17 protein-coding genes and 1 rRNA gene are annotated in these 24,205 nt (G+C 63.5%); 5 read left to right on the top strand and 13 right to left on the bottom strand.

The window, feature by feature from the left end:
* The first annotated feature begins 82 nt into the window (after positions 1-82).
* Positions 83-2,050 carry a methyl-accepting chemotaxis protein gene (locus tag ACF8FB_RS14090; RefSeq protein ID WP_370688789.1) on the top strand — a complete coding sequence of 656 codons (1,968 nt, stop codon included), beginning with the start codon at positions 83-85 and terminating at the stop codon, positions 2,048-2,050.
* A gap of 122 nt (positions 2,051-2,172) precedes the next feature.
* Here the strand turns inward: ACF8FB_RS14090 and ggt are convergent, their stop codons facing one another.
* From ggt to ACF8FB_RS14075, 3 genes are all read right to left on the bottom strand, one after another.
* Positions 2,173-3,840 carry a gamma-glutamyltransferase gene (ggt, locus tag ACF8FB_RS14085; RefSeq protein ID WP_010955315.1) on the bottom strand — a complete coding sequence of 556 codons (1,668 nt, stop codon included), beginning with the start codon at positions 3,838-3,840 and terminating at the stop codon, positions 2,173-2,175.
* Between the two features lie 117 nt (positions 3,841-3,957).
* Positions 3,958-4,854 carry a LysR family transcriptional regulator gene (locus ACF8FB_RS14080; protein WP_010955316.1) on the bottom strand — a complete coding sequence of 299 codons (897 nt, stop codon included), beginning with the start codon at positions 4,852-4,854 and terminating at the stop codon, positions 3,958-3,960.
* 183 nt (positions 4,855-5,037) lie between these two features.
* Positions 5,038-5,628: an NAD(P)H-dependent oxidoreductase gene (locus ACF8FB_RS14075; RefSeq protein WP_049587100.1), complete on the bottom strand. Its 591-nt coding sequence runs from the start codon at positions 5,626-5,628 to the stop codon at positions 5,038-5,040.
* A 163-nt stretch (positions 5,629-5,791) separates the two neighbouring features.
* Between ACF8FB_RS14075 and ACF8FB_RS14070 the strand changes: the two genes are divergently transcribed.
* The gene (locus ACF8FB_RS14070) at positions 5,792-6,106 is read left to right on the top strand and encodes a putative quinol monooxygenase (protein WP_010955318.1); all 315 of its coding nucleotides are present in this window, start codon (positions 5,792-5,794) and stop codon (positions 6,104-6,106) included.
* On the opposite strand, the gene ACF8FB_RS14065 is transcribed toward ACF8FB_RS14070, so the two are convergent.
* Entirely contained in the window at positions 6,096-6,860 is a 765-nt protein-coding gene (locus ACF8FB_RS14065) for a sulfite exporter TauE/SafE family protein (RefSeq protein ID WP_010955319.1), read from the bottom strand. The two genes, ACF8FB_RS14070 and ACF8FB_RS14065, sit on opposite strands and share 11 nt — an antisense overlap.
* Before the next feature lie 77 nt (positions 6,861-6,937).
* Here ACF8FB_RS14065 and ACF8FB_RS14060 point away from each other — a divergent pair, with 77 nt between their 5' ends.
* A complete protein-coding gene (locus ACF8FB_RS14060) occupies positions 6,938-7,819 on the top strand; it encodes a LysR substrate-binding domain-containing protein (protein ID WP_010955320.1) in 882 nt (293 codons plus the stop codon).
* Between the two features lie 141 nt (positions 7,820-7,960).
* Entirely contained in the window at positions 7,961-8,305 is a 345-nt protein-coding gene (locus ACF8FB_RS14055) for a cupin domain-containing protein (protein WP_003251579.1), read from the top strand.
* Between the two features lie 191 nt (positions 8,306-8,496).
* Here ACF8FB_RS14055 and mmsB read toward each other — a convergent pair whose 3' ends face one another.
* Entirely contained in the window at positions 8,497-9,384 is an 888-nt protein-coding gene (gene mmsB / locus ACF8FB_RS14050; protein WP_010955321.1) for a 3-hydroxyisobutyrate dehydrogenase, read from the bottom strand.
* Between the two features lie 10 nt (positions 9,385-9,394).
* Positions 9,395-10,921 carry a CoA-acylating methylmalonate-semialdehyde dehydrogenase gene (locus tag ACF8FB_RS14045; RefSeq protein ID WP_010955322.1) on the bottom strand — a complete coding sequence of 509 codons (1,527 nt, stop codon included), beginning with the start codon at positions 10,919-10,921 and terminating at the stop codon, positions 9,395-9,397.
* A gap of 132 nt (positions 10,922-11,053) precedes the next feature.
* On the opposite strand from ACF8FB_RS14045, the gene ACF8FB_RS14040 reads away from it, so the two are divergent.
* Positions 11,054-12,004: a LysR family transcriptional regulator gene (locus ACF8FB_RS14040; RefSeq protein WP_392511483.1), complete on the top strand. Its 951-nt coding sequence runs from the start codon at positions 11,054-11,056 to the stop codon at positions 12,002-12,004.
* 124 nt (positions 12,005-12,128) lie between these two features.
* Here the strand turns inward: ACF8FB_RS14040 and ACF8FB_RS14035 are convergent, their stop codons facing one another.
* The 7 genes from ACF8FB_RS14035 to rrf all read right to left on the bottom strand — a co-directional run bounded on the left by ACF8FB_RS14035 (position 12,129) and on the right by rrf (position 24,089).
* The gene (locus ACF8FB_RS14035; protein WP_049587103.1) at positions 12,129-12,620 is read right to left on the bottom strand and encodes an OmpA family protein; all 492 of its coding nucleotides are present in this window, start codon (positions 12,618-12,620) and stop codon (positions 12,129-12,131) included.
* A 4-nt stretch (positions 12,621-12,624) separates the two neighbouring features.
* Positions 12,625-13,896: a diguanylate cyclase domain-containing protein gene (locus ACF8FB_RS14030; RefSeq protein WP_392511482.1), complete on the bottom strand. Its 1,272-nt coding sequence runs from the start codon at positions 13,894-13,896 to the stop codon at positions 12,625-12,627.
* A complete protein-coding gene (locus ACF8FB_RS14025; RefSeq protein WP_010955326.1) occupies positions 13,893-14,459 on the bottom strand; it encodes a YfiR family protein in 567 nt (188 codons plus the stop codon). The genes ACF8FB_RS14030 and ACF8FB_RS14025 overlap by 4 nt, the downstream gene beginning before the upstream one ends.
* Before the next feature lie 100 nt (positions 14,460-14,559).
* Positions 14,560-16,635, bottom strand: coding sequence for an exodeoxyribonuclease V subunit alpha (recD, locus tag ACF8FB_RS14020; RefSeq protein WP_392511481.1), 2,076 nt, complete (start codon positions 16,633-16,635; stop codon positions 14,560-14,562).
* On the bottom strand, positions 16,632-20,306 hold the full coding sequence (gene recB, locus ACF8FB_RS14015) for an exodeoxyribonuclease V subunit beta (protein ID WP_392511480.1): 3,675 nt from the start codon (positions 20,304-20,306) through the stop codon (positions 16,632-16,634). The genes recD and recB overlap by 4 nt, the downstream gene beginning before the upstream one ends.
* A complete protein-coding gene (recC, locus tag ACF8FB_RS14010) occupies positions 20,303-23,785 on the bottom strand; it encodes an exodeoxyribonuclease V subunit gamma (protein WP_392511479.1) in 3,483 nt (1,160 codons plus the stop codon). Before recC ends, recB begins: the two co-directional genes overlap by 4 nt.
* A 188-nt stretch (positions 23,786-23,973) precedes the next feature.
* Positions 23,974-24,089 (bottom strand): 5S ribosomal RNA (gene rrf, locus ACF8FB_RS14005).
* Positions 24,090-24,205 lie beyond the last annotated feature (116 nt).

Here is a 24,205-nt window from a genome sequence, read left to right as displayed (position 1 = left end):
TTTTGCTGAAAAAGCGTTTCAGCTTCCCCAATCACGGCCGATAACCCCTGCACGAATCAGCGGGCATCCAGAACAACAACGCCTGGCGATCGAAGATCAAGAGAGCGAAATCAACTTCTGGAGAGCGTGCATGAACAGCTGGTTCGCCAACATCAGCGTCAACCTTAAACTCGGCCTGGGCTTCGGCCTGGTGCTGGTCCTCACTGGCCTGCTGGCCCTCACCGGCTGGACCAGCCTGGGCAGCCTGATCGACCGTAGCAACTGGATGGGCGATATTGGCCAGTTGAACAAGGACCTCACCGATCTACGCATTGCGCGCCTGCAGTACATGATCGCCAACGGCGACGATACCGCCGCCGCCAACACCCTGGCCAAGCTGGACGCATTCAGCAAGCAGCAGGCCTACCTGGCCACCACCTTCAAAAGCCCGGAGAACGTCAAGCTGCTGGGTGAGCTGGGCGATACCATCAGTGCCTACAAGCTGTCGCTGAACAAGATGCGCCAGGGCTACGACGCCACCCGCGCAGCGCGCGTTTCCATGGACAGTTCGGCCATTCGCGCCGACCAGGCCATGGATGCGCTCAGCCAGGAGGTGATGGCTCGCCCCGAGGCTGACAGCGTGCGCCTGGCCCAGTACCAGCTGATCAGCAAGGCCCGCCAGCAACTGCTGCAGGTACGCATCGATGTGCGTGGCTACATCGCCGAGAACAGCAGCGCCAACGAGCAGGCCGCCTTGCGCCAGCTGGATGCAGCACTGGCCGATACCGACAACCTCAAGCGCCAGCTGCCCAGCGAAGACGCCCGCCTGCAACAGTTCGAAAACGCAGTACTGGCCTATCGTGACGCCGTACGCCAGTTCCGCGACGCGGTTGCCAACATCACTACCTCGCGCGCCGAAATGACCGTGCAGGGTGCCGACATCGTCAAGCGCAGTGACGCGTTGTACCAGATCCAGCTGGAGCGCCGTGACATCGAGAGCACCCAGGCCCGCAGCCTGCAGGCCATCGCCACACTGTTGGCGCTGCTGGTCGGCGTGCTGGCGGCGGTGCTGATCACCCGCCAGATCACGCGCCCGTTGCAAGACACCCTGGTGGCCGTGGAAAAAATCGCCAGTGGCGACCTTACCCAACACATGCGCGTCACCCGCCGTGACGAACTGGGCGTGCTGCAGCAAGGCATCGCGCGCATGGGCACCACCCTGCGCGAGCTGATCAGCGGCATCCGCGATGGCGTCACCCAGATCGCCAGCGCCGCCGAAGAGCTGTCGGCAGTCACCGAACAGACCAGCGCGGGCGCCAACAGCCAGAAAGTCGAGACCGACCAGGTGGCCACCGCCATGCACGAAATGGCCGCTACCGTTCAGGAAGTGGCGCGCAATGCCGAGCAGGCCTCACATGCAGCCACCGGAGCCGATGACGAAGCCCGTGCCGGCGACCGCGTGGTGGGCGAAGCGATTGGCCAGATCGAACGCCTGGCCGAAGACATGCACCGCTCCACCGAGGCCATGAACCTGCTGCAGCAGGAAAGCCAGAAAATTGGTAGCGTGATGGACGTGATCAAGTCGGTGGCCGAACAGACCAACCTGCTGGCGCTCAACGCAGCGATCGAGGCGGCGCGTGCCGGCGAGGCAGGCCGTGGCTTTGCCGTGGTTGCCGACGAAGTGCGCGGCCTGGCCCAACGCACGCAGAAGTCTACCGAAGAGATCGAAGAGCTGATTGCCAGCCTGCAGCACGGTACCCAGCAAGTGGCGAATGCCATGCAGGGCAGCCGTGCCCTGACCGACAGCAGCGTCGAACTGGCGCGAAAGGCCGGGTCATCGCTGGAGAGCATTACCAGTACGGTATCGAGCATCCAGTCGATGAACCAGCAGATTGCTGCGGCGGCAGAGCAGCAGAGTGCGGTGGCTGAAGAGATCAGCCGAAGCATCCTGAATGTGCGTGATGTGTCAGAGCAAACCGCAGCAGCCAGTGACGAGACGGCAGCGTCGAGTGTGGAGCTGGCGCGGTTGGGTGGGCAGTTGCAGACACTGGTCAGCCAGTTCCGCGTCTGACCGTTGGCACCTGGGGCCGCTTTGCGGCCCTTTCGCGACTCAAGGCCCCCAACGCAGGTCCTCGTGGGAGCGGCCTTGTGTCGCGATAGGAGGGCAAAGCCCTCCCGGCGTTCTGACAGGTACTACTTGACGATCATCCCTACCCCACGCCCACGTGGGTCGGAAGCAGTCTCAAGCTTCGCCCCATCGACGCGGATCGCCTGGATGTCGCCCATCTCCCAGCCCTGGTCCTCCAGCACATAGCCCATCTTCTTCAGCTCATCAGCTACCGGCCCGGTCAGTGGCGCATAGCTGTCGAAGTAAATGGTGTCCTTGGGCAGCAACTGATGGTGCACGCGCTGCGCCGCCACCGCCTTGTCCAGCGGCATGCCGTAGTCGTACAGGTTGTTCATCACCTGGAAGATCGAGGTAAAGATCCGTGAACCACCCGGGGTACCGATTACCAGCTCGACCTTGCCATCGCGGGTCATCAGGCTGGGGCTCATCGACGACAGCATGCGCTTGCCCGGTTCGATCGCGTTGGCATCACCGCCGACCACGCCAAAGGCGTTCGCCGCCCCCGGCTTGGCGCTGAAGTCATCCATCTCGTCGTTGAGCAGGAAACCGGCACCCTTCACCACGACGCCACTGCCGTAGTCGAGGTTGAGGGTGTAGGTATTGCTGACCGCGTTGCCCTGCTTGTCGACGATCGAGAAATGCGTGGTCTGGTGCGGTTCAAGGCCCGGCTTGACCTTGTCGGTGTCGGAAATGGCCTTCGGGTTGACCTGGGCTGCGCGCTTGGCCAGGTAATCCTTGGCCACCAGCTGGTCCACCGGCACCTTGGTGAAGGCCGGGTCGCCCAGGTAGTCGGCGCGGTCGGCGAACACCCGCTTTTCGATCTCGGCCAACAGGTGGATGTACTGCGCCGAGTTATGCGCCACCCCTTTGAAGTCGGCCGCGCGGTCTTCCTTGATGCCCAGCAACTGGGCCAGCGCCACACCGCCTGAGCTCGGCGGTGGCGCGGTATACACCACATTGCCACGCCAGCTCACGGCCATCGGTTCACGCCATACCGCCTTGTAATCCTTCAGGTCTTCTTTGGTAATCAGGCCTTTGTCAGCCTGCATCTGCGCCACCAGCAAGTCGGCGGTCTTGCCTTGATAGAACTCGCTCACGCCCTTGTCGGCTATACGCTCCAGGGTCTGGGCCATTTCCGGCTGCTTGAACAGCTCGCCGACCTTCATGTTGCCAAAGTAATCGTTGAAGTTGGTCGCCGTCTTGAACATGCCTTGGGCATCGTTGCGGTACTGGTACTGCTTTTCCGCCACCTTGAAGCCGTTTTTCGCATAGCCGATGGCCGGGGTCAGCAACTCGCTCCAGGGCAGCTTGCCGAACTTCTGGTGCGCCTCCCACAGGCCCATTACCGTACCGGGTACGCCTGCGGCGCGTGCCCCGACCAGGCTGAGGTTCTCGATGACCTCGCCCTTGTCGTCCAGGTACATGTTGCGCGTGGCGGCCTTGGGCGCGACTTCGCGGTAGTCGAGGAAGTAAGGCTTGCCATCGACGAACAGGGTCATGAAGCCGCCACCGCCGATATTACCGGCCTCTGGGTAAGTCACCGCCAGGGTGAAGGCAGTCGCTACTGCCGCGTCCACCGCGTTGCCGCCCTTTTTCAGAATATCGGCGGCCACCTGTGCGCCATATTGATCGGGGGCGGCCACCGCGCCGCCCTCCAGGGTGGCGGCGTAAACCGAGGAACAGCTCAGGATCGCGGCTGCGAGAGCCAGGTACTGGAACGGGACAATACGCATGACACTTCCTTGGTGTTGTTTTTGTTGAGCAGTCAGTAAGGCCGAAGCGCTTCGACTGTGCAATCAACCGGCGGAAGTTTCGCCGCCTGTGGACAGGATTTGTCGCGATCAGGCAACTCAGCAGGCGTACATCGCCAGCTTGCGCTGGATGAAATCCAGGAAGCACTGGATGCGCAGCGCCAACTGGGTGTTGCGGTAATACACCGCGTGGATCGGCTGACGGTAGCCATTGTTGGCCTCGCTCAGCAGCACCTGCAGGCGCCCTGTGCGGATATCTTCGTGGGTCATGAAGTGCGACAGGCTGACGATGCCCTCCCCGGCCAACGCCAGCTGGCGAAGGGTTTCGCCGCTGGAAGCGACCAGCGTCGGGCGGATGCTCCAGCGATCGCCCTGAGCGTGGCGTAGCGGCCAGTGATTGAGCGACTCAGGTTGGCTGAAGCCGAGCAGACAGTGGTTGGCCAGGTCCTCGACCTGCCGTGGCGTGCCGTGCTGCTCCAGGTAGGCCGGACTGGCCAGCACCTGCACCGGACTGCAACCCAGGCTGCGCGCGTGCAGGCTGGAGTCGGCCAGCTCTCCGATGCGGATCGCCACATCAGTGCTCTGCTCCAGCAGGTCGATGATCAGGTCGTCGGTGTTGAGCTCCAGTTCGATGCCTGGGTACTGGCGGCGGAACTCGCCAATCCAGGGCAGGATGGCATGCAGCATGAACGGCGCAGCGGCATTGATGCGCAATCGCCCGGTCGGGGTCTGGCGGTTCATCGACAGACGCTCTTCCATCTCGTCCATCTGCTGCAGGATCAGCCGCGCGCGCTCAAGAAAGTAGCGCCCCTCTTCGGTAAGGTCCATGCGCCGGGTGGTGCGGTTGACCAGCGTGGTGCCCAGCTTGCCCTCCAGACGCGACAAGGTGCGGCTGACGGCAGACGGGGTCTGGCCCATCTGCTCGGCAGCAGCGGAAATCGAGCCGCAGTCGATGACGGCGACGAATACCTGGAGTTCTTCGGATCGGGTTTTCACATCAGGGCCTGTGGTTGGTCTGTGCAAGGATTAGATAACCGCTTGTCGAGGCCAAGTCCAGCGGCGCCTGTATGGGCCTCTTCGCGGGCTTGCCCGCTCCCACAAGTACTGCAAAGTCCTTGAAACCTGCGTAATACCTGTGGGAGCGGGCAAGCCCGCGAAGAGGCCGGTACAGACATAAAATTACTGTGCCTTGCCAAACACCTTGTCCAGATGGGCCTCATAAGCTGCCAACGCCGCCGGCACATCCGGGCGCTTCATCACATCCACAGCCAGGAAGGTCGGCAGGCCGGTCATGCCCAGGAACTGGTTGGCCTTGTGGAACGGGAAATACACGGCATCCACCCCTTTGCCTTCAAAGAAATCGCTCGGGTCGTCGAACGCCTGCTGCGGCGCGTTCCAGGTCAGCGACAACATGTATTGCTTGCCGTGCACCAGACCACCGCTGCCGTATTTCTGCGAGTGGTCAGAACGGGTACGACCGTCATTGGCATACAGGCTGCCGTGACCGGCAGTGAACACCTCGTCGATGTACTTCTTCACGGTCCACGGCGCGCCCATCCACCAGCCGGGCATCTGATAGACCACCACATCGGCCCAGAGGAATTTCTCCACCTCTTCCTGGGCATCGTAGCCGCCGTCGATGAACGTCTGGCGCACATCGAAACCGGCGCGGTCCAGGTGAGCGATGGCCGCTTCGTGCAAGGTCGCGTTGAGGCGGCCTTCGGAGTGAGCGAACTGTTTACCACCATTGAGCAGAAGGATCTTTTTCATGCTGGCCTCCACGGCCGAATCAAAAATTGATGCCGGCAGGTTAGAGGCTCGCGGGGGCGGGATACAGCGGTGACGGGGCAAAATACAATTGACCAGAAGTCACGAATGAGCAATACATTATTGCCGTAGAATCGACTCACCACCCATCACCGAGTAGCGCCCCATGAGTGAGCCGTTCGCCTTTATCCTCAAAGCCAAGACCCGCCCGGAAATGGCTGATGCGTTCGAAAACCTGTTCCGTCCCTACGTCGAGCCAAGCCGCCAGGAACCCGGCTGCATCGAGTACCACATGTTGCGCGACCAGCAGGACCCAAGCCTGTTTGTGTTCTTCGAAGTGTGGGCCGACAAGGCCGCGCTGGACGTGCACTCGGCCCTTCCGCACATGGCCGCCTTCTTCGAAAAGCGCATGGACTACCTGGAGCGCGATTTCGATATCCAGCGGGTCGACATGCTCAGCGCTTCGTCCGCTAACCGTTGATCAGCAGGTGGCCGCCGAGGGCGGCCAGGCCGATGAAAAAGCAACGCTTGAACAGCAGCGCGCTGATCCGCTGACGCAGCCACTGGCCCGCCAGCATGCCGAGCAAGGCCGGCGCCAGCATCAGCAGCGACGCCCCCAGCGCCTGGCCACCCAAGGCATCCTGCCCGGCCAGGCCTAGGGCCAAGGCCAGGGTCGATACCGTAAACGACAGGCCCAGGGCCTGGATCATCTGCTCGCGGCTCAAGCCCAGGCTCTGCAGGTAAGGCACCGCTGGCATCACGAACACCCCGGTCGACGCAGTGACCACACCCGTGACCAGCCCGCAAAGCGGTCCCAGCCAGCGCTCGTGTCCCGGGGCTAGCTGCAAGCCCGGGCCGACCAACCCATACAACGCATAGACCAGCAAGGCGCCCCCCAGCGCATGCGCAGCCCAGGGGCCACTGTTGATTCCCAGCCAGGCGCTGCCCAGCAAGGTGCCGACAAAAATCAATGCCAGCATCGGCCCCAGGCGGACCAACAACCCTCGCAGGTGCCCGCCGCTGGCCAGCTGCCACAGGTTGGTGAGTGTCGAGGGCACGATCAACAACGCGGCAGCCTGCGCCGGTGGCATAGCCAGGCCCAACAGGCCCATGGCAATGGTCGGCAGGCCCAGGCCGATGACCCCCTTCACTGCTCCAGCCAGCAGAAAGGTCAGTACAACCAGCAACGAGAGTGCCGGGCCAATGTTCTGATAGAAAGCGAGCAAGGTCGTCATGGGCCGATGATGCCGTGCACCGGGCGACGTGAGAATCTGCCATATACTCAGCCAGCCTCTTGCCAGGACAGAGCCACATGCATTTCGACCTGATCGACCTCAAGCTGTTCCAGCACACCCTGGAGTGCGGCAACATCACCGCTGGCGCCGGCCGCAGCCATCTGTCACTGCCGGCAGCCAGTGCGCGCATTCGCGCCATGGAAGCATCACTGGGCATTCCCTTGCTGGAACGTAACCGCCGTGGCGTACAACCAACGCCGGCTGGCCAGGCACTCTTGCAGCATGCACGGCTGATAACGCAGCAGGTCGAACGCCTGCAGTTCGACCTGGGCCAATACGCGCAAGGGCAGCAAGGCCAGGTGCGCCTGCTGTGCAACACCGCTGCGCTGACCGAATACTTGCCCGAACTGCTGGCCAGCTATCTGGCTGAAAACCCTGGAGTCAGCGTGGATGTGCAAGAGCTGCCGAGTTTGCGCATCGTGCAGGCAATTACCCAAGGCATGGCCGACCTGGGCATCGTGTCCACAGCCGCCCCCAGCGAGCACCTGCAGACCCGGCCGTTTCGAGATGACCCGCTGGTGCTGGTGACGCCACAGGCCCACCCCCTGGCCAGTGCGCTGGCGCCAAGCTTCGTCGACAGCCTGGCCCATGGCTATGTCGGCCTGGGGGCCGGCAGTGCACTGGGGTTGTACCTGGAAGAGCAAGCGCTGCACGAGGGGCAGCGCATGCAGGTTCGGGTGCGTGCGGAGGGGTTTGATGGGGTGATCCGCATGGTCGCGGGCGGGGCCGGAATCGGGGTGGTGCCACTGGCAGCAGTACAGCGCTGGCAAGGCATGCTGCCGCTGCACTGGGTGGCACTGCAGGAGCCATGGGCCAACCGCCGGTTGCTGGTGTGCGCACGGGATTTTGCGGCATTGCCGGGCTATGCCGCAGAACTGGTAGCCACCTTTACCGGCTGACGCGCAAGGGCGCACACCACTGTCGAGGCAAACCGCCTGCCATAGCGCGGGCAGACACCTGGACGTCGAGCCCAGGCAACTGCGGCGCGGCCGTTGGGCCTATGGTGACCCGTCATTCAGCCAGTCACCAGGAGTTGTGCCATGTCCGATTTCATCACCGTCCTGCGCGAAACCTGCCCGACGCCGGTCGTGGACGCCACCAAGTGGAAGCGCATCGGCGGCGATCCGCACACCGTCAACCTCAATGCCTATCTGTCGGCTGACGGCAGCAAGATCATGGGCACCTGGATCTGCACCCCGGGCAAGTTCGAGGTCAACTACGATAAATGGGAGTTCTGCCACTTCCTCGATGGCTACTGCATCATCACCCCGGAAGGCGAAGAGCCGAAGCACCTGAAAGCAGGTGATGTGTTCGTGATCGAGCCAGGCATGAAAGGTACGTGGGAAGTGGTCGAGACTGTACGTAAGTATTTCGTCTTCGCCTGACTTGCAGGCGCGGGTTTACCTGCTAATGCGGCGGTGAGGCTTCTGTAGCATTCGCGGGTGAACCCGCTCCTACCACGGCCGCGCACTACCTGTAAGCGTGGACAAAAAAATCGCGGAGCAGACGCCCTTCCCTCTGGTGCGCAGTTACAGAGGGAAGGCCACCTGGCCCGCGATGAAGTCCACCTCTTGCATCAATCCTTCTTGCGATAACCCTCGACGATGGCCGAGAAGTCCTTGCCACCCTCGCCTCGCAGGCTCATGGCCTGGTACAGCTGCTGGGCCACGGCACCGAGAATCACCGGTTGGTGTGCCTGGCGTGCCGCTTCGGTGGCCAACCCCAGGTCCTTGAGCATGAGTTCGGCGCCAAAGCCACCGGTGTAGCCACGCGATGCCGGAGCGGTTTCGATGATGCCCGGCCATGGGTTGTAGGTGTCCGAGCTCCAGCAACGCCCGGTCGAACTGTTGATGATGCCAGCCAGCACCTTGGTATCGATACCCAACGCGTTACCCAGGGCCATGGCCTCGGACACGCCGATCATCGAAATGCCTAGCAGCAGGTTGTTGCAGATCTTGGCGATCTGGCCGGTACCGACTTCCCCGCAGTGCACGATGTTGCGGCCCATCTGCTCCAGTACCGGCTTGAGGCTGGCGAACAACTCGGTACTGGCGCCGACCATGAACGTCAGGGTGCCGGCCGCCGCGCCGCCAGTACCACCGGAAACCGGCGCATCCCCCATGTCCACGCCCTTTGCCGCTGCGGCCTTGGACACGTCACGTGCGGTCTGCGGGTCGATGGTGCTGCAGTCAACGGTCGGCGTGCCAGGGCGAATGCCGGCCAGTACGCCGTCCTCGTTCAAGTACACGCTACGCACATGGGCTGCGGCCGGCAGCATGGTGATCACCAGCTCGCTGTTGGCCGCCGCGTCCTTGGGCGAGGGGCTGATCTGCCCGCCCAGTTCTGCCAGCTCAGCAAGCACGGCCTTGTTCAGGTCGAACAGGTTCAGCTGATGCCCGGCCTTGATCAGGTTGCGGGCCATGGGCGCGCCCATGTTGCCCAGGCCGATGAATGCGATACGCATGACGTACTCCTTAGCGCAGGCTAATGGTGGTGTTCACACCGTCGTTGACGCTGTCGTCATCGAACCAGCGAGCAGTGACGGTCTTGGTCTGAGTGTAGAACTGCACCACTTGCTTGCCGTACGGCCCCAGGTCACCGAGTTTGGAACCCCGCGAGCCGGTGAAGCTGAAGAACGGTACGGGTACCGGGATCGGGATGTTGATGCCGACCTGGCCAATATCAATTTCGCTCTGGAACTTGCGTGCTGCCGCGCCGCTCTGAGTGAACAGGCCGGTGCCGTTGCCGAACGGGTTGGCGTTGACCAGGGCGATGGCCTCGTCGAGCGTATCGACTTCCAGGGTCACCAGCACCGGGCCGAAGATTTCCTGGGTATACACCTGCATGTCGGTCTTCACGCCCGAGAACAGGGTTGGGCCGACGAAGTTGCCTTGCTCGTAGCCCGGCACCTTGACGTCACGGCCGTCAAGTTCCAGCTTGGCGCCTTCCTTGATACCGCTTTCGATCAGGCCCAGCACACGCTCCTTGGCCCGCTTGGATACCACCGGGCCAACGTCGGTGCCCGGCTCACAGCCAGCATTGACCTTGAGCTTGCTGGCAGCCTCCTTGATATCCGGCAACCATTCGCGGGCCTTGCCCACCAACACCGCCACCGAGGTCGCCATGCAGCGCTGGCCCGCCGCGCCGAAGGCAGCACCCACCAGCGCATTGATGGTTTGTGTGCGGTTGGCATCAGGCAACACCACCGCGTGGTTCTTGGCCCCCATCATTGACTGCACACGCTTGCCATGCTGGCTGCCGAGGTTGTAAACGTGCGTACCGACTTCAGTAGAGCCCACGAAGGAAATCGCCTTGATGTCCTGGTGGGTGCAAATGGCATCCACCACCTGCTTGCCGCCGTGCACCACGTTCAGCACGCCGGCCGGTACGCCGGCTTCCAGCGCCAGCTCGACCAGAAGCATGGTCGACAGCGGATCCTGCTCGGATGGTTTGAGCACGAAGGTGTTGCCGCAGACGATGGCCATGGGGAACATCCACAGCGGGATCATTGCCGGGAAGTTGAACGGGGTGATGCCAGCGCATACGCCGATCGGCTGGCGCAAGGTGTAGGTATCGACACCGCCGGCGACGTTCTCGGCGAATTCGCCCATCTGCAGGGTACCAATGGACGCAGCATGCTCGACCACTTCCAGGCCGCGGAAGATATCGCCTTCAGCGTCGGCCAGGGTCTTGCCCTGCTCGGCGCTGAGCACCTGGGCAATGCGTTTGGTGTGTTCGCGGATCAGCGCCTGCAGCTTGAGCATGATGCGCATGCGGGCGCCGATCGGGGTGTTACGCCAGGTCTGGAATGCGCGTTGAGCGGCGGCCACGGCTGCGTCGACTTCCTCGACGGTGGCGAACGGTACGCGCGCCAGCACCTCTTGGGTGGCCGGGTTGACGATGTCACGCCATTCGGTGGTTTTGGACTCGACCCACTGGCCGTCGATCAGCAGCTTGACCTGCTCAACCTTGGTGCTGTTAGGGGATTGCGGTGCGTTCATCTGCGTTCTCCTTGGAATTGTTGTCGGGACGAGATCGCCAGCGCCGGGCAAACGCGGGGTGGCGTCCTGAGGCTTGTTTCGAGTATAGATGTGCAAACATCCAACAAGAACGCACAAAAAAACCGGATCATCATGCAAAAAGACCTTACATCCCTGAGCGCGCTCAACTGGGACGATTTGAAGTTCTTCCTCGAAGTGGCTCGCACCCGCAAGGCCAGCAGTGCCGCCAAACGGCTGAGCGTGGACTACACCACCGTGTCGCGACGCATCAGCTCGCTGGAGGGCGCGCTGGGTACCTTGCTGTTCGAAAAGTCGCGCACCAACGGCTTTGTGCTGACCGCCGAGGGCCAGCGCCTGCTGGGCTATGCCGAATCGATCGAGAGCACGCTGCACATGGCTTGCGAGCAGGTGTCCGGGTCGGGGGTGGCATTGTCGGGCCATGTGCGCATGGGCTGCACCGAGGGCTTTGGCAGCTTTTTCATCACGCCGCAGCTAAGCCACTTCGTCGACGCCTACCCGGCAATTTCGGTGGACATCCTGCCGCTGCCGCACTTCATCAGCCTGTCCAAGCGTGAGGCGGACATCGTCATCGCGCTGGAGCGGCCCGAGCATGGGCCTTATGTGTGCTGCAAGCTGTGCGACTACCGCCTGCGGCTGTATGCCACCCAGGGCTACCTGGACAGCCACGCGCCGATCCGCCAGGTGACGGATCTGGCCAAACACCCCTTCATCAGTTACGTGGATGACCTGGCGTTCAGCTCCGAGCTGCTGTACCTGGCCAACCTGATCCCCAACGCTAGCGCACATTTGCGCAGTACCAGCGTGATCGCGCAGTACACGGCAGCGCTGCAGGGGCGTGGGCTGGCGATACTGCCGTGCTTTCTCGCCGCGCAGGACCCGCGATTGGTCACGGTGTTGCCGGAGGAGATCGAGGTGACGCGGCAGTTCTGGATGTATTGCCGGGAGGATTTGCGCAAGTTGAAGCGCATTACCCTGCTGTGGGATTACATCCGCGGGGTGACCGAGGCGAATGCGCCGTTGTTGATGGGGCAAACCTGCGAGATGCGCTTTGCCCAGGACTGATGGGCCTGCGCATTTCCGAGCCCCCCTGTAGAAGCGGGCTTGCCCGCGAACACCGGCGAAGCCGGTGCCAGGCACCGCGTTGCCCGCACCTACAGGGACTATGTGACAGCCCGAGCGGCAACGATCAGTAGGACGCTACCACGATGGACACCCGACGGTTCTCGGTACGCCCGGCGCTGGTGCGGTTGTCCGCCACCGGCTGGCTGCTGCCCAGGCCACGGCTCTGAATGTTCTGCGCCTGCATGCCAATCCCCACCAGCGCCTTGGTCACGCTTTGCGCGCGGCGCTCGGACAGCTGCTGGTTATACGCCGCCTTGCCCGACGAGTCGGCATGCCCGTCCACCCGCACGCCCTGGATACCAACGCCGAGCAGCGCCTTGCCGATGCGCTCGACAATCGCCTGGCTCTGGCCGTTGAGGCTGTCCAGATCGCTGCCGAACAGCACTTTGCCAGACAAGTCGTAGGCCCAACCTTCATCGGTCGGGGTGAAACCTTCGCGCTTGAGCACGGCAATCTGTTCTGGGGTAAGGCCCTTTTGGGGGGCGCTCTGGCACCCCGTCAGCGCCAGCATGGCGAACAACAAGGCCCAAAGCGGAAAACGTAAAGCGTGCATCACGGGTTCAACTCCTGTTCCTGATTTCATTGGCGGACCGTTCCGTCTGCGCCACTTGCCAATGGCCACGGCGTTCGCGCTTGGCCTGGTACATTGCCGCATCGGCGGCATTCAGAAGACTGGCGGGGTCAGCGCCGTCATCCGGGTAATAGGCAATACCGACACTCAGCGAGGTGGAAACACTGCGGCCACTGTCCAGTTGCACCGGCAGCTCCATGCTGGCAACGATCTTCTCGGCAATGTGTTCGGCATCCTTGCGCGTATGCAAAGGCGTCAACAACACGGCAAACTCGTCGCCCCCCAGGCGCGCCACCAGGTCTTGCTCGCGCAGCTGGGCGCGCACACGTTCGGCCACGCTGATCAATACCTCGTCACCCACGGCGTGGCCGAGGGTGTCATTGATCTGCTTGAAGTGGTCGCTGTCGAGGAACAGCAGTGCCAGGTGGTCCTGCTGACGCGCCGCATTTCGCACGCTGCGGCTCAGGCGCCCTTCAAAGAAGGCGCGGTTGGGCAAGCCGGTCAGGCTGTCGTGGCTGGCCTGATGGGCCAGGGTCTGGTTTTCGCTCTGCAGGTGGCTATGCCACACCTCCAGTTCATCCAGCAGGGCATTGAAGTCGTTACCCAGCTCGTTCAGCTCGGCAATCGGCGCTTCTGGTACGCGCCGGTCGAAGCTGCGCTCGCGGCGGGCGGCATGGGCGACACTGGCCAGGCCACGCAGCGGGCGGGTGATATCGCTGAGCAGGCGCCGCGACAGATACTGGGCAGCCAGGGCGCTGAGGACCGTGCAGAACAGGATACCGGCCAAGCCACTGAGCAGGAACAGCAACAGGCTCCTGCCCTGGCCTGCCAGTTCGATATGCCCGACCTGCTGTTGCTGGTGCACGATCGGCAGAATGACCGGCTCATCCAGCAAGGCGCTGGCAACCTGCACCTCCAGCTGCGCGAGCATGCCGGTATTGTCGCGTTGCCAGTGCGCCAGTTGCTCGCCCTCGTTGTTGAAGACCTTGGCCTCGGCCACTTCTTCGGTACTGGCAATCAACGCCAGCGATTCGTTGGCGGCGGCGCTGTCATCGAACACCACAGCCGCTTCTACGGTGTAGTTGATCGAGCGGGCGATCAACTGCAGGTTATGGTTGGCATAGACACGCAGGGCGAGCACGCCCAGCAGGGTGAGGGAGATACCCGCCAGGCCAACGGCAAGCAAGGCGACGCTGAGGTGGCCACGGCCCAGCACCGAGCGCAGGGTCGGGCGCACGGTACGCTTGCGGGTCGGCTTCATGGCTGCTCCGCCCGGCGCCGCGACAATTGCAGCACGCTGGGGTGAATGCGCACGCCAGAGCGTGCCACCGAGTCGAGATTGACTTCAAAGGTCACCTGCTGGTCGCGGACTCGCAGGCAGAACAGGCTGCCGACCGTGCAGGGGTCATCCGCCTCGCTGATGCTCAGCACCGGGTGGCCGCCGATACGCTGGAACAGCCGATCGCGCTGGCCCTGGTCAAGCTTGCCAATGTAGAGGGCATCGCAGGCCTGGGCGACCTGGGTGTCTTCTGCCAGCAGGCGCCGCACCTGCAGCGGCCGGCCGGACTCCTGGACATGGCCCTTGATGAGATCGTCGGCGTACTCGGTCGGGCCGACCAGGCACAGGCGCAAAGGAGAGGGTTCGACGGGCCAGCGGGCGTAACTGAAAATACCCAGTACTACCTGGGTGACTGCCTTGGCGCGCTGCTGTGCCTGGGCGGCGGTTGTGCCGGGGTCTGCCCGGGCAGCGCCTGCAGAAAGGAACAGGACGGCCAGCAATAGCGAAAGCGCACAGCTTGTCACTCGCCTTGCGGCCACATTCATGTGGGAAATCCCTTTAAGCCCCTTCCGATATCGGCGCAACGATAGCACATGGCCGCTTTATTGTATGAGCCTGCAGCCACGTGTAATGGGTGTCATGGCCCTAGACCTGCTCGAGCATCAACCCGGAAATACGCCGTACTTTGCGCGCCACCGCTTCTTCGAAAATGCCTTGGCGTGGCTCGACCAGGCTGAAGCAGTGCTTGGCCCGAGTGATGCCGGTGTACACCAGTTCCTTGGTCAGCACCGGGTTGAGCGCATCCGGCAGCACCAGGGCAGTGTGGCTGAACTCCGAGCCCTGGGACTTGTGCACGGTCATGGCGAATACCGTTTCCACTTCGTTGAGCCGGCTCGGCAGAACGAACCGCACACCACCACTGCCGTCGTTGCGCGGGAAGGCCACACGCAGCAGCGGCTGGCCCTGCTCATCCGGCAGGCGCAGGGCTATACCGATGTCACCGTTCATCAGGCCCAGGCCGTAGTCGTTGCGGGTCACCAGCACCGGGCGCCCTTCGTACCAGTGCTGCTGGCTGTCGATCAGACCGGCATTGTGCAGCACCCGCGCCACCCGCTCGTTGAGGCCTTCGACACCCCAGGCGCCCCGGCGCACCGCGCACAGCAACTGGAAATCCTCGAAACTGCGCAACACCTTGCCCGCCCATTGCTCCCAGGCGGGGTCGTCAAAGGCGGTATCAAGTGCCGGCCGGTAACGGCCAAGGGTGCGCAGGTAGCTGCGGTAGCCTTGCGGTCCATCGGTACCACGGTTCAGGCCGTCGAGTAACAGGCGGTCGAACGCACGATCCTGTTCGTGCTTGAGCGAAAGGCTGTGCACGTCGGCAGGCGGCGCGGCCAGCAGGTTGCGCGCCGCGTGAGCGTCCTGACGATTGACCAGTCTGGCCAGCTGGCCAATACCGCTGCCTTCACCGAAACGCCGTGAAAAACGCAGCATCACCACCTGCTGGGCCAGCGGGTGACGCTGCTCATCGCCGGCCTTGAGGCCACTGCCGGCCAGCGACTCGTCACTGACCTGCTGAAGCCACGCTGCAGTCGCCGGCGAGTAAAAGCCCTCCTCAGCATCCCGGCACAGGTCACCCAGCACCGCGCCGGCCTCGACCGAGGCCAACTGGTCCTTGTCGCCCAGCAGCACCAGACGCGCCCGCGGCGGCAAGGCATTGAGCAGGTTGGCCATCATTTCCAGGTCGATCATCGACGCTTCGTCGACCACCAGCACGTCCAACGGCAACGGGTTGCCAGCATGATGGCGGAAGTGCCGCGAGCCCGGGCGGCTGCCGAGCAGGCGATGCACGGTGCTGACTTCAGTGGGGATTTGCCCACGTACTTCGGCGCTGACTTGCAGGCGCTCGACTTGCTGACCAATGGATTCGGTCAGGCGCGCAGCGGCCTTGCCGGTCGGTGCCGCCAGGCGGATGCGCAGTGGCCTGCCCTGCTCCACTGCCGGTGCCTGCAGCAACGCCAGCAGGCGCACCACGGTGGTCGTCTTGCCAGTACCGGGGCCGCCAGTGATGATGCTGAAACCGGCACGGGTGGCCAAGGCACAGGCGAGCTTCTGCCAGTCCACCTGGCCAGCTGGCGCGCCGCCCTCGAACAGTTGCGCCAGACGCTCTGGCAGGTCCGCAGGCGGTGCTTCGGCCTGACTCAGGCGCTGGCGCAGGGCCTGGTCGATGCGCCGCTCGTAACTCCAGTAACGGCGCAGGTAAAGGCGCTCGCCACTGCGTACCAGTGGCCGCGATTGCTGGCCAGGCGTATCACCTGCGGCCACCAGCGGGCTGGCGCTGATGCGCTGAAGCCAGGCATTCAAGTCAAGGTTGGCCAGCAGTTGCGATGGCAGTAGCAAAGGGCCGATAAGGGCGTCACCTTCCGGCGGCAACGACAGGGCGAAATCAGGCTCGGCCAAGGTTTGTTGCAGGTCGAGGCAGACATGTCCGTGCCCCAGTTGGTGGCTGGCCAGCGCCGCTGCCAGCAATAGCAAGGGATCACTGCCGGGGGCGCGCTCTTCCAGGAACGACACGAATGCGCGGTCCAGGGCACGTAGCCAGCCCCGCTCAACCCAACGGTCGAGTAATTGCAGCAGGTCAGCGCTGTTGTGCTGCGGTGCCAGTGCCAGCAGGTGCTCGGCGTGCAACGGGGTGGGCAACAGGTCGACAAGGCTTCGGCTCATGGCGCAACTCCGGCAAACAGGTCCTGCTGTACCGGCGCGTGCTCGCCACGGAACAGCGCATCGAGGCTTTCGATCAGCTCACGCGGTGGCTTGGCGTGGTACACGCCGTGGCCGCTGCTGCTGGCACCGCGCAGGAAGATGAACAGGGCGCCGCCAACATGGCGGTCATAATCGTAGTCCGCCAGCCGCGCGCGCAACTGGCGGTGCAGGGCCAGCAGGTACAGCACATACTGCAGGTCGTAGCGGTGCTCAAGAATCGCCTTTTCCATGGCCATGGCATCGTAGGCCTGGATGTCCGCACCCAGCCAGTTGGACTTGTAGTCGGTCACGTAGTAACGCCCGTCCAGCTCGAACGCCAGGTCGATGAACCCTTTGAACATGCCGTTTAGCACGGTCGGCTGCGCAGCTGGGCGCGCCAGACCGGGGTGGGTGTGGCGTGCCACCAGGCGATCGAGTTGTTCTGCGTCGACCCGGTGGCTGGCGAACCAGAACTCCATTTCAATCTGGTAATGACGCAGCTGGCCCAGCGTTACGCTCTGGTCGCTGCCCGGCAGCGGCAACGCCTCGCTCAGCAAACGCTGCATCCAGTGGCTCAGGGTGGGGATCCAGCCGGCCCAGTCACGGCGGTTGCAGCGCTGGCCAACGGTGCGCTCGATCAGTTGAGGGTTAGCGCTGACCTCGCTGAAGCCCTCACGGCCTGCCCACTCCAGCAAACCATGGAGGAAGGTGCCGGGGTTAGGCCCCCGCGGGAAGCGGTGGATATCGCCGCTGTCGGCCGGGACCTCGCGCAACACCTGGGCATCGGGCGCCTCGTCATCCAGCAGTTGCTGGGCCTGCGAGCTGTCGGCGCCGAGGGTCTGATCGCCGACACGAAGGGCACTGTAGGAAGCGATCCACCAGTGCTCGGCAGCCGCATGGCGTGGCCTGCGTGCTGGCAGCAGCTCACGTTCGGCGTGTGGCATGCGATACATCTGCTCATCCGCCTGCGGCAGGCCTGGGCAAGTGATGTGCGGGCAACTTGCCGCCAAAGCCTGCAACCAGTCCGTCAGCTGCGCCGAGCCAGCCAAGGCAAGGCCGCCCCCCAGCAGGTAGCCAAACGCCGAGCGGTGCAGCTGCGAGCTCTTCAGATTACCGCGCTTGAGGTCGGCGACACCCAGCCAGCAAGCATGCTGGGCGCGGGTCAGGGCCACGTAGAGCAGGCGCAGGTCTTCGGCCAGGCGCTCGTCGTCAGCGCGCTCGATCTGCTCCTGGTCGGGTGTGAGGGTGAGGTGAGCGTTACCTTCGCTGTCATGCCAGGCCAGCGGCAGACGGCTACCATCCACCGGTTTGCTGGTGCAGATGAATGGCAGGTAGACCAAGGGATATTCCAGGCCCTTGGACTTGTGGATGGTCACCACCTTGACCAACTGTTCGTCGCTCTCCAGGCGCAGGATCTGCTCTTCACCAGCCTGACCGGAACTGGCCAGATGCTCGGCCAGGTGGCGGATAAGCGCCTGTTCGCCGTCCAGTTCGCCGGCGGCCTGCTGCAGCAGCTCGGCCAGGTGCAGCAGGTTGGTCAGCACCCGCTCGCCATCACTGCGGCGGATCAGTGTGCGCGGTAGCTGGAAGTCATGCAGCAGGTGGCGCAACATCGGCAACACCCCCTGGCGCTGCCAGGTGTCGCGGTACAGGCGAAAACGCATCACCCAGCTCTCCCAGACCCGCTCGTCCTGGTTAAGCCGGTCCAGCGCAGCCAGCGACAGGCCCAGTGTAAGGCTTGCCAGAGCAGCCTTGAGCAGGCGCTCCGAGTCAGGCTCGGCGCAGGCCTTGAGCCAGGCCAGCAGGTCGTGGGCTTCCTGGGCGGCAAACACCGAGTCCTTGTCGGACAGGTAGACGCTGCGCACCTCGCGTGCGGCCAGTTCGGCGCGGACCATCTGCGCCTCATGGCCATCGCGCACCAGGATGGCAATGTCCGAGGGCAAGCAGGCGCGCAATTCGCCTTCGGCATTCCGGAACCCCGACGTGCCCTGCTGGCCGCCATTGAGCAAGGCCACAATATGGCTGGCGCAACTGGCGGCCATTTGCTGGCGGTAAACGCTGCTGGAGACTGGCTCTTCACTTTCCAGCTGCCAGCATTGCAGGGCTGCACTGACTTCACCGTCAATCAGCAGCTGTTCGCCACGCCCCTTGGCGCGCACCTCGATGAATGGCAGCGGGTTGTCATCGGCCTCGCGGAACAGGAATGCACCCCGCCCCGCTTCACGCGCCTCGGCCTGCAGGAACACCTGATTGACCGCCGCCACCATGGCTTTGCTGGAGCGGTAGTTGGTGTCCAGGCTGTGCAGGCGGCCGCTGGTAGCGCGTCGCGCGGCTAGGTAGGTGTAGATGTCGGCACCACGAAAGGCGTAGATCGCCTGCTTGGGGTCGCCGATCATGAACAGACCGGTTTCTGCGCGATTTTCGCTGATCTGGTAGATGCGCTCGAAAATGCCGTACTGAACCGGGTCGGTGTCCTGGAATTCGTCGATCAGCGCTACCGGGAACTGCTCACGGATCAGGCTGGCCAGGCGCTCGCCGGCCTCGCTGGCGAGCGCGTGCTGCAAGCGCACGAGCATGTCGTCGAAGCCCATTTCTGCACGCCGGCGCTTCTCCACTTCGAAACGCGCCGATACCCAACTGGCGGCGTGCTCGAGCAGCGGGGCATCCGGGCTGTCCAGGGCCTGCAGTTGCTGCTGCAAGTGCTGCATGGCGTTGAGGGCTGGGTGCTCGGGAGGTTCTCCCTTCCAGGCCTCGGCCATGCCCGCCGGGGTCAGCCGGGTAAAGCCGGTGCCCAAGTCGAGCTCTACCAGTTGCTCATCGCTGGCCCAAGCGCTGAGCTTGTCGAACCAGGGCTCGAAGTAACGGGCTTGCATCTTGCGGCCGTCGACCTGTTTGGCGGCCAGCGCATCGCGGCAGATTTGCCGCAGTTCCTCGGCCCACTGTGCCCATGGCGCCTTGATGCGGGCCAACTGTGCGCCACGTTGCTGCAGCGATGCCTGGATCAATGCGGCGGGCTCTGGCCCATTCTGCTGGGCGCGCACACGGCCGAACAGTGGGCGAATGCGCGGCAGCAAGGCATCTGGGCTCCCCCAGTTGCCGCGCACCCAGGCCAGTGCGTCACCTTGCATCCCATAGCAGAAGCGCCGCCAGTAATCGCGCATGACCTGGCCCAACAACTCGCTGTGGTCGGTTTCCAGGGTCTGGGTGAACAGGCTGCCGCTGTCGAAGGCATGCTCGCGCAGCATGCGCTGGCACCAGCCATGGATGGTCGATACCGCAGCCTCGTCCATCCACTGCACGGCGATTTCCAACCGGCCGGCGCAACGCGGCCAGTTCTCTTGTGGGTAATCGTCACGCAGTTGGTGCAACAGCGGATCGGCCCCTTCCAGTTCGCCACGGAAGAACCGTGCGGCTTCAGCCAGGCGGGCGCGGATACGCTCGCGCAGCTCTTTGGTGGCGGCGTCGGTGAAGGTCACCACGAGGATCTGCGGTGGCAGCAGCTCGCGCTCGAAGCCCTGTTCGCCACCGTGACCGAGGATCAGGCGCAGGTACAGCGCCGAAATGGTAAAGGTCTTGCCCGTGCCGGCGCTGGCTTCGATCAGCTGGCTACCGTGCAGGGGGAAACTCAGTGCCAGAGGACGGTCCTGGGTCATGCGCCTTTCTCCGGGTTGCCCAAGGTCTGCCAAGGGGCGGTGAACAACGGGCGGTACAAGGTCTCGCACCAGCCTTCAAACGTTTCGTCAGCGGTGAGTGCTGCAAAATCTCGGAACTGGCGAGCCAGCGCAATACTTTCACTCCGTTCGCCAAGGCTGGTGCGTTCGTCGCCTTCGTAGGCGCGAGCTGCTGCGGCCAGGGCTTTATCCGCATCGTCCTGGGCCAACCAGGCGAACGCGGTCTTGGCCGCGACTGGCAACGGCGCGTTCATTGCCGCCTGACGGGCCACCAACAGGTCGCCCAGCAGTTGCGCGGCCTGCGCTTGCGGCAGGGGTGCAAGCAACAGGGTCAGGTCACTGGCTACCAATGCACTGTTATAGGGGTAGCCCGCCGCACAGGCCGCCAGGTGCGTAACCCAGGGCGCGATAAGGCGGTGCCACTTCAGGTTGTTGCGCCCGGCACTGATGGTGTTGGGTACTGTGGTGATACTGAGAAGGCTCTGATCTTCCGCCTGGAACACCCGGCCCAGCCAGCCCTCCAGACGGTGCTGACCGTGCTCGAAATGCACCGGCAAAGCGCCCTCGACCAGCTGTGGCCAGCGTTGCAGCAATTGCTGGTGACGTTGCAGCAGGTCCGGCAGCGGTTCGATCAACTCGTTTTGCAGCAGTTCGCCGAAACCGGCTAGCGGCAGCAGACCGCAGGCCTGCAGGCGTCGGGCCTGGGCGCGCAAGGCTTGTTCGGCGTTGTCCGGTTCGGCCAAGGCGGCGCCAAGCAGGCTTTCACTGGCGCCGTAGCGTTGCAGGGTATCGAGGACGAAGGGCTCTTCGTCCGGGGTCGGCGCTTCCAGCGCCTCAAAGTACACCTTCAAGCGCTGGCTGAAGAAGTGCCGTACCGGGTGGCGCAAGAAGTCATTCAGCTGGTGCAGACTCAGGGCTTCAGCGTCCTGATAAGGCGGCAAGCCCGGCTCGCTCTGCGCGTCTGTCTCACCCTGCTGGTGCAGCACCTGCCATTCATGGGCATAGCTGAACAGTGGGCTGCCCTTCTGGAAGTACCGAGGGCTGAACGGCTGCAGCGGGTGCTCCTGGGTCAGTGCGTGCAACAGTTGCTCGCCCGGTCTCGCGGGCTGGCCCTGCTGCGCGTCGGCCAAATGCCAGCCCGCAGCGATGTGATCGCGCAACTGGCCGATCAGCACCGAGGCCGGGCGTTCGCTATTGTCGCGGATACTGCGCCCGACCCAGCTGACATACAGTTGGTCACGTGCTGACAGTAGCGCTTCAAGTAACAGGTAACGGTCGTCTTCGCGGCGTGAGCGGTCGCCGGGGCGATAGTCGCTGGCCATCAGGTCGAAGTCCAGCGGTGGCTGCGCACGCGGGTAATCGCCATCGTTCATGCCCAGCAGGCAGACCACTCTGAAGGGGATCGCGCGCATGGGCATGAGTGTGCAGAAGTTGACCGAGCCGGCGAGGAAACGTTGTGACAGCTTGCCCTGATCGAGGCCCGACAGCCAGGCTTCACGCACCACGGTAAGCGGTAGCGGTTCGTGCAGGCCGACGGTCTCGCACACCTCAAGCCAGCTATCACGCAAATCCTGCAACTGCATCAACAGGAACTCATCACCCTCGTCCTCGGCGAGGAAGAACACGTGCAGCAAGGCATGCAGTCGCTCGCCCCACTGGCTGACGGTGGCAGGCTCGGACAAGGCCTGGCAGGCGACTTCGAGCGCATCCAGCAACGCGACCAGCGGGCCGATCAGTGCCGCGTCCAGGCCACCGATTTCATCGTAGGGTTCAATGCCATCACAGGCCTCACCCACCCCCACGGCATAACCCAACAGCATGCGGCGCAGGCCGAAACGCCAACTGTTCTGTTCGAGCCCGGCGGGCAAGCCCAAACTCGCCCGCTGCGCGGCGTCAAGGCCCCAACGGATGCCAGCGCCCTCGATCCAGCGGTGCAGCGTGGGCAGGTCGTTTTCGCGGATGCCGAAGCGGGCGCGGACTGCCGGCACGTCCAGCAGGTCGAGCACTTCGCTGACCGCGAAGCGGCTGTCAGGCAGTTTGAGCAGGTGCTCAAGCGCGATCAGCAAAGGCTCGCGACCACGCTGGCCCTGGTCTGTCAGGGTGAACGGGATGTAGCGTGGATCGTTACGCTGCAACTGGCCGAAGACGGCGCGGATATGCGGCGCGTAAGTGTCGATGTCCGGCAGCATGACGATCACGTCGCGCGGGCGCAAAGTCGGGTCGGCGCTGAAGCGGGCCAACAGCTGGTCGTGGAGGATCTCCACTTCACGTTGCGGGCTGTGCGCGATATGGAAGCGGATCGAGCGGTCTTTTGTGGTGTCGACTGCCGGCCACCGTTCGCGGCTCTCGGCGAGCGGGCGCAATTCCAGGATGTCGTCCTGCAGTTCGTTGAGCAGCGTGGTGGGCGAACCGTCGCTGAACAGGTCGATGCGGCCGTCGCTGAACACGCCCTGGTAGCTGCCCGGGTCGTCATAGCTGTCGAGCAGGTTGATGTAGTCGCGGCCTTGTTTACCCCAGGCTGCCAGCAACGGGTGGGCATGCTGGTGCAGCGTCTGGTCGTCCAGTTGCAGGGGCATGCCTTGCTTGCGTTGCTGGCGTTTGTACTGGTGGCGCAGCAGGTCCTTGTCGGCAACGATATCGGCCCAGTGGTGGCGGCATGGGTTGTGTACGCACAGCAATACCTGACTGAAACGCGACAGGCCTGCCAGTGCTTCCAGGGCCTGGGCCGGCAGCGAAGAGATACCGAACACGATCACCCTCGGTGGCAGCCCGGCAGGCGCCTGCTCCAGGCTGTTGATGCGCTCGATGAAACGTTGGTGTACCCCGGCGCGGCTTTGCGCCATGCCTTGCTCGCCAACATCCTCCAGCAATGCTCGCCACAACTCGGCTTGCCAGCGGTTGCCTGGCGGCAGAACTTTGCGCTCGCCGCGGGCCGTGTTGATGACGTGCTCACCAGTGGCCCAGTCCTTGAGCCAATCGGCGCGGTAGACCTGATACTGGTCGAACAGGTCGGCCAAGCGCTCGGCGAGCTGGTAGCGCTTGCGCAAGTCACTGTCATCGGTGAGGAAGCGCCGCAGTGGCTCGAAATGCGGGCGCTCGATGAGTGCTGGCAACAGGCGCATCAGGCGCCAGGTCAGGGGTGCCTTGTCGAGCAGAGACACTTCGGGGATTTCGCTACGGCCAAGCACGCTGCGGTAGAGCTGCCACATAAAGCTACCGGGCAGTTGCACATCGATTGCAGCGGCGATGCCGCAGCCGCCTTGGTCATCTTCCAGCGGATCTTCAGCCAGGGCCAGCTTGAGCCATTGGGCAATGCCATTGCTTTGCACCAGGGCAATTTCGTTTTCCAGAGGCGCCAGCGGGTAGCGACGCATCCAGCTCACTACCAGGCTGCGCAGGTCGTCGAGGCGGTTGCCGTGGACGATCATGAAGCCAGGGTGGAGATGGGCGGTGTTGAGCATCGGAAGGTCTCTGGAGGCGCTGATGGCTGAGAGGGGAACGATATCACGCGTACATGAAACGGCCGAATGCCATCAGGCTGCGGGAGCGGCCGTGCCCGCTCCCGCAGTGATTCGCGCAGGTCGAGTTTTTTTGCCCACAAAGACAAAACCCCTACCTGCATGCGCAGATAGGGGTTTTGCGAAATGAATCTTGACGATGACCTACTCTCACATGGGGAAACCCCACACTACCATCGGCGATGCATCGTTTCACTACTGAGTTCGGGATGGGATCAGGTGGTTCCAATGCTCTATGGTCGTCAAGAAATTCTGTTGCCAGAATGTCCAGATGGACAGCCCAGCGAATTCGGATATGCGATATTTGCGACGCTCTTGTGTAAAGCACGAATTTTCGGGTCTTTCGTCTTCACCACCACAATC

This window comes from Pseudomonas sp. yb_2 (assembly GCF_043103905.1).
In the GTDB taxonomy this organism is placed as follows: domain Bacteria; phylum Pseudomonadota; class Gammaproteobacteria; order Pseudomonadales; family Pseudomonadaceae; genus Aquipseudomonas; species Aquipseudomonas alloputida.
This window is presented reverse-complemented; position numbering and strand designations above follow the sequence as displayed.

Coding starts and splice junctions, on each gene's coding strand:
- ggt (WP_010955315.1), bottom strand. CDS start 3,840: ATGCGTATTGTCCCGTTCCAGTACCTGGCTCTCGCAGCCGCGATCCTG.
- ACF8FB_RS14075 (WP_049587100.1), bottom strand. CDS start 5,628: ATGAAAAAGATCCTTCTGCTCAATGGTGGTAAACAGTTCGCTCACTCC.
- ACF8FB_RS14070 (WP_010955318.1), top strand. CDS start 5,792: ATGAGTGAGCCGTTCGCCTTTATCCTCAAAGCCAAGACCCGCCCGGAA.
- ACF8FB_RS14065 (WP_010955319.1), bottom strand. CDS start 6,860: ATGACGACCTTGCTCGCTTTCTATCAGAACATTGGCCCGGCACTCTCG.
- ACF8FB_RS14060 (WP_010955320.1), top strand. CDS start 6,938: ATGCATTTCGACCTGATCGACCTCAAGCTGTTCCAGCACACCCTGGAG.
- ACF8FB_RS14055 (WP_003251579.1), top strand. CDS start 7,961: ATGTCCGATTTCATCACCGTCCTGCGCGAAACCTGCCCGACGCCGGTC.
- mmsB (WP_010955321.1), bottom strand. CDS start 9,384: ATGCGTATCGCATTCATCGGCCTGGGCAACATGGGCGCGCCCATGGCC.
- ACF8FB_RS14045 (WP_010955322.1), bottom strand. CDS start 10,921: ATGAACGCACCGCAATCCCCTAACAGCACCAAGGTTGAGCAGGTCAAG.
- ACF8FB_RS14040 (WP_392511483.1), top strand. CDS start 11,054: ATGCAAAAAGACCTTACATCCCTGAGCGCGCTCAACTGGGACGATTTG.
- ACF8FB_RS14030 (WP_392511482.1), bottom strand. CDS start 13,896: ATGAAGCCGACCCGCAAGCGTACCGTGCGCCCGACCCTGCGCTCGGTG.
- ACF8FB_RS14025 (WP_010955326.1), bottom strand. CDS start 14,459: ATGAATGTGGCCGCAAGGCGAGTGACAAGCTGTGCGCTTTCGCTATTG.
- recD (WP_392511481.1), bottom strand. CDS start 16,635: ATGAGCCGAAGCCTTGTCGACCTGTTGCCCACCCCGTTGCACGCCGAG.
- recB (WP_392511480.1), bottom strand. CDS start 20,306: ATGACCCAGGACCGTCCTCTGGCACTGAGTTTCCCCCTGCACGGTAGC.
- recC (WP_392511479.1), bottom strand. CDS start 23,785: ATGCTCAACACCGCCCATCTCCACCCTGGCTTCATGATCGTCCACGGC.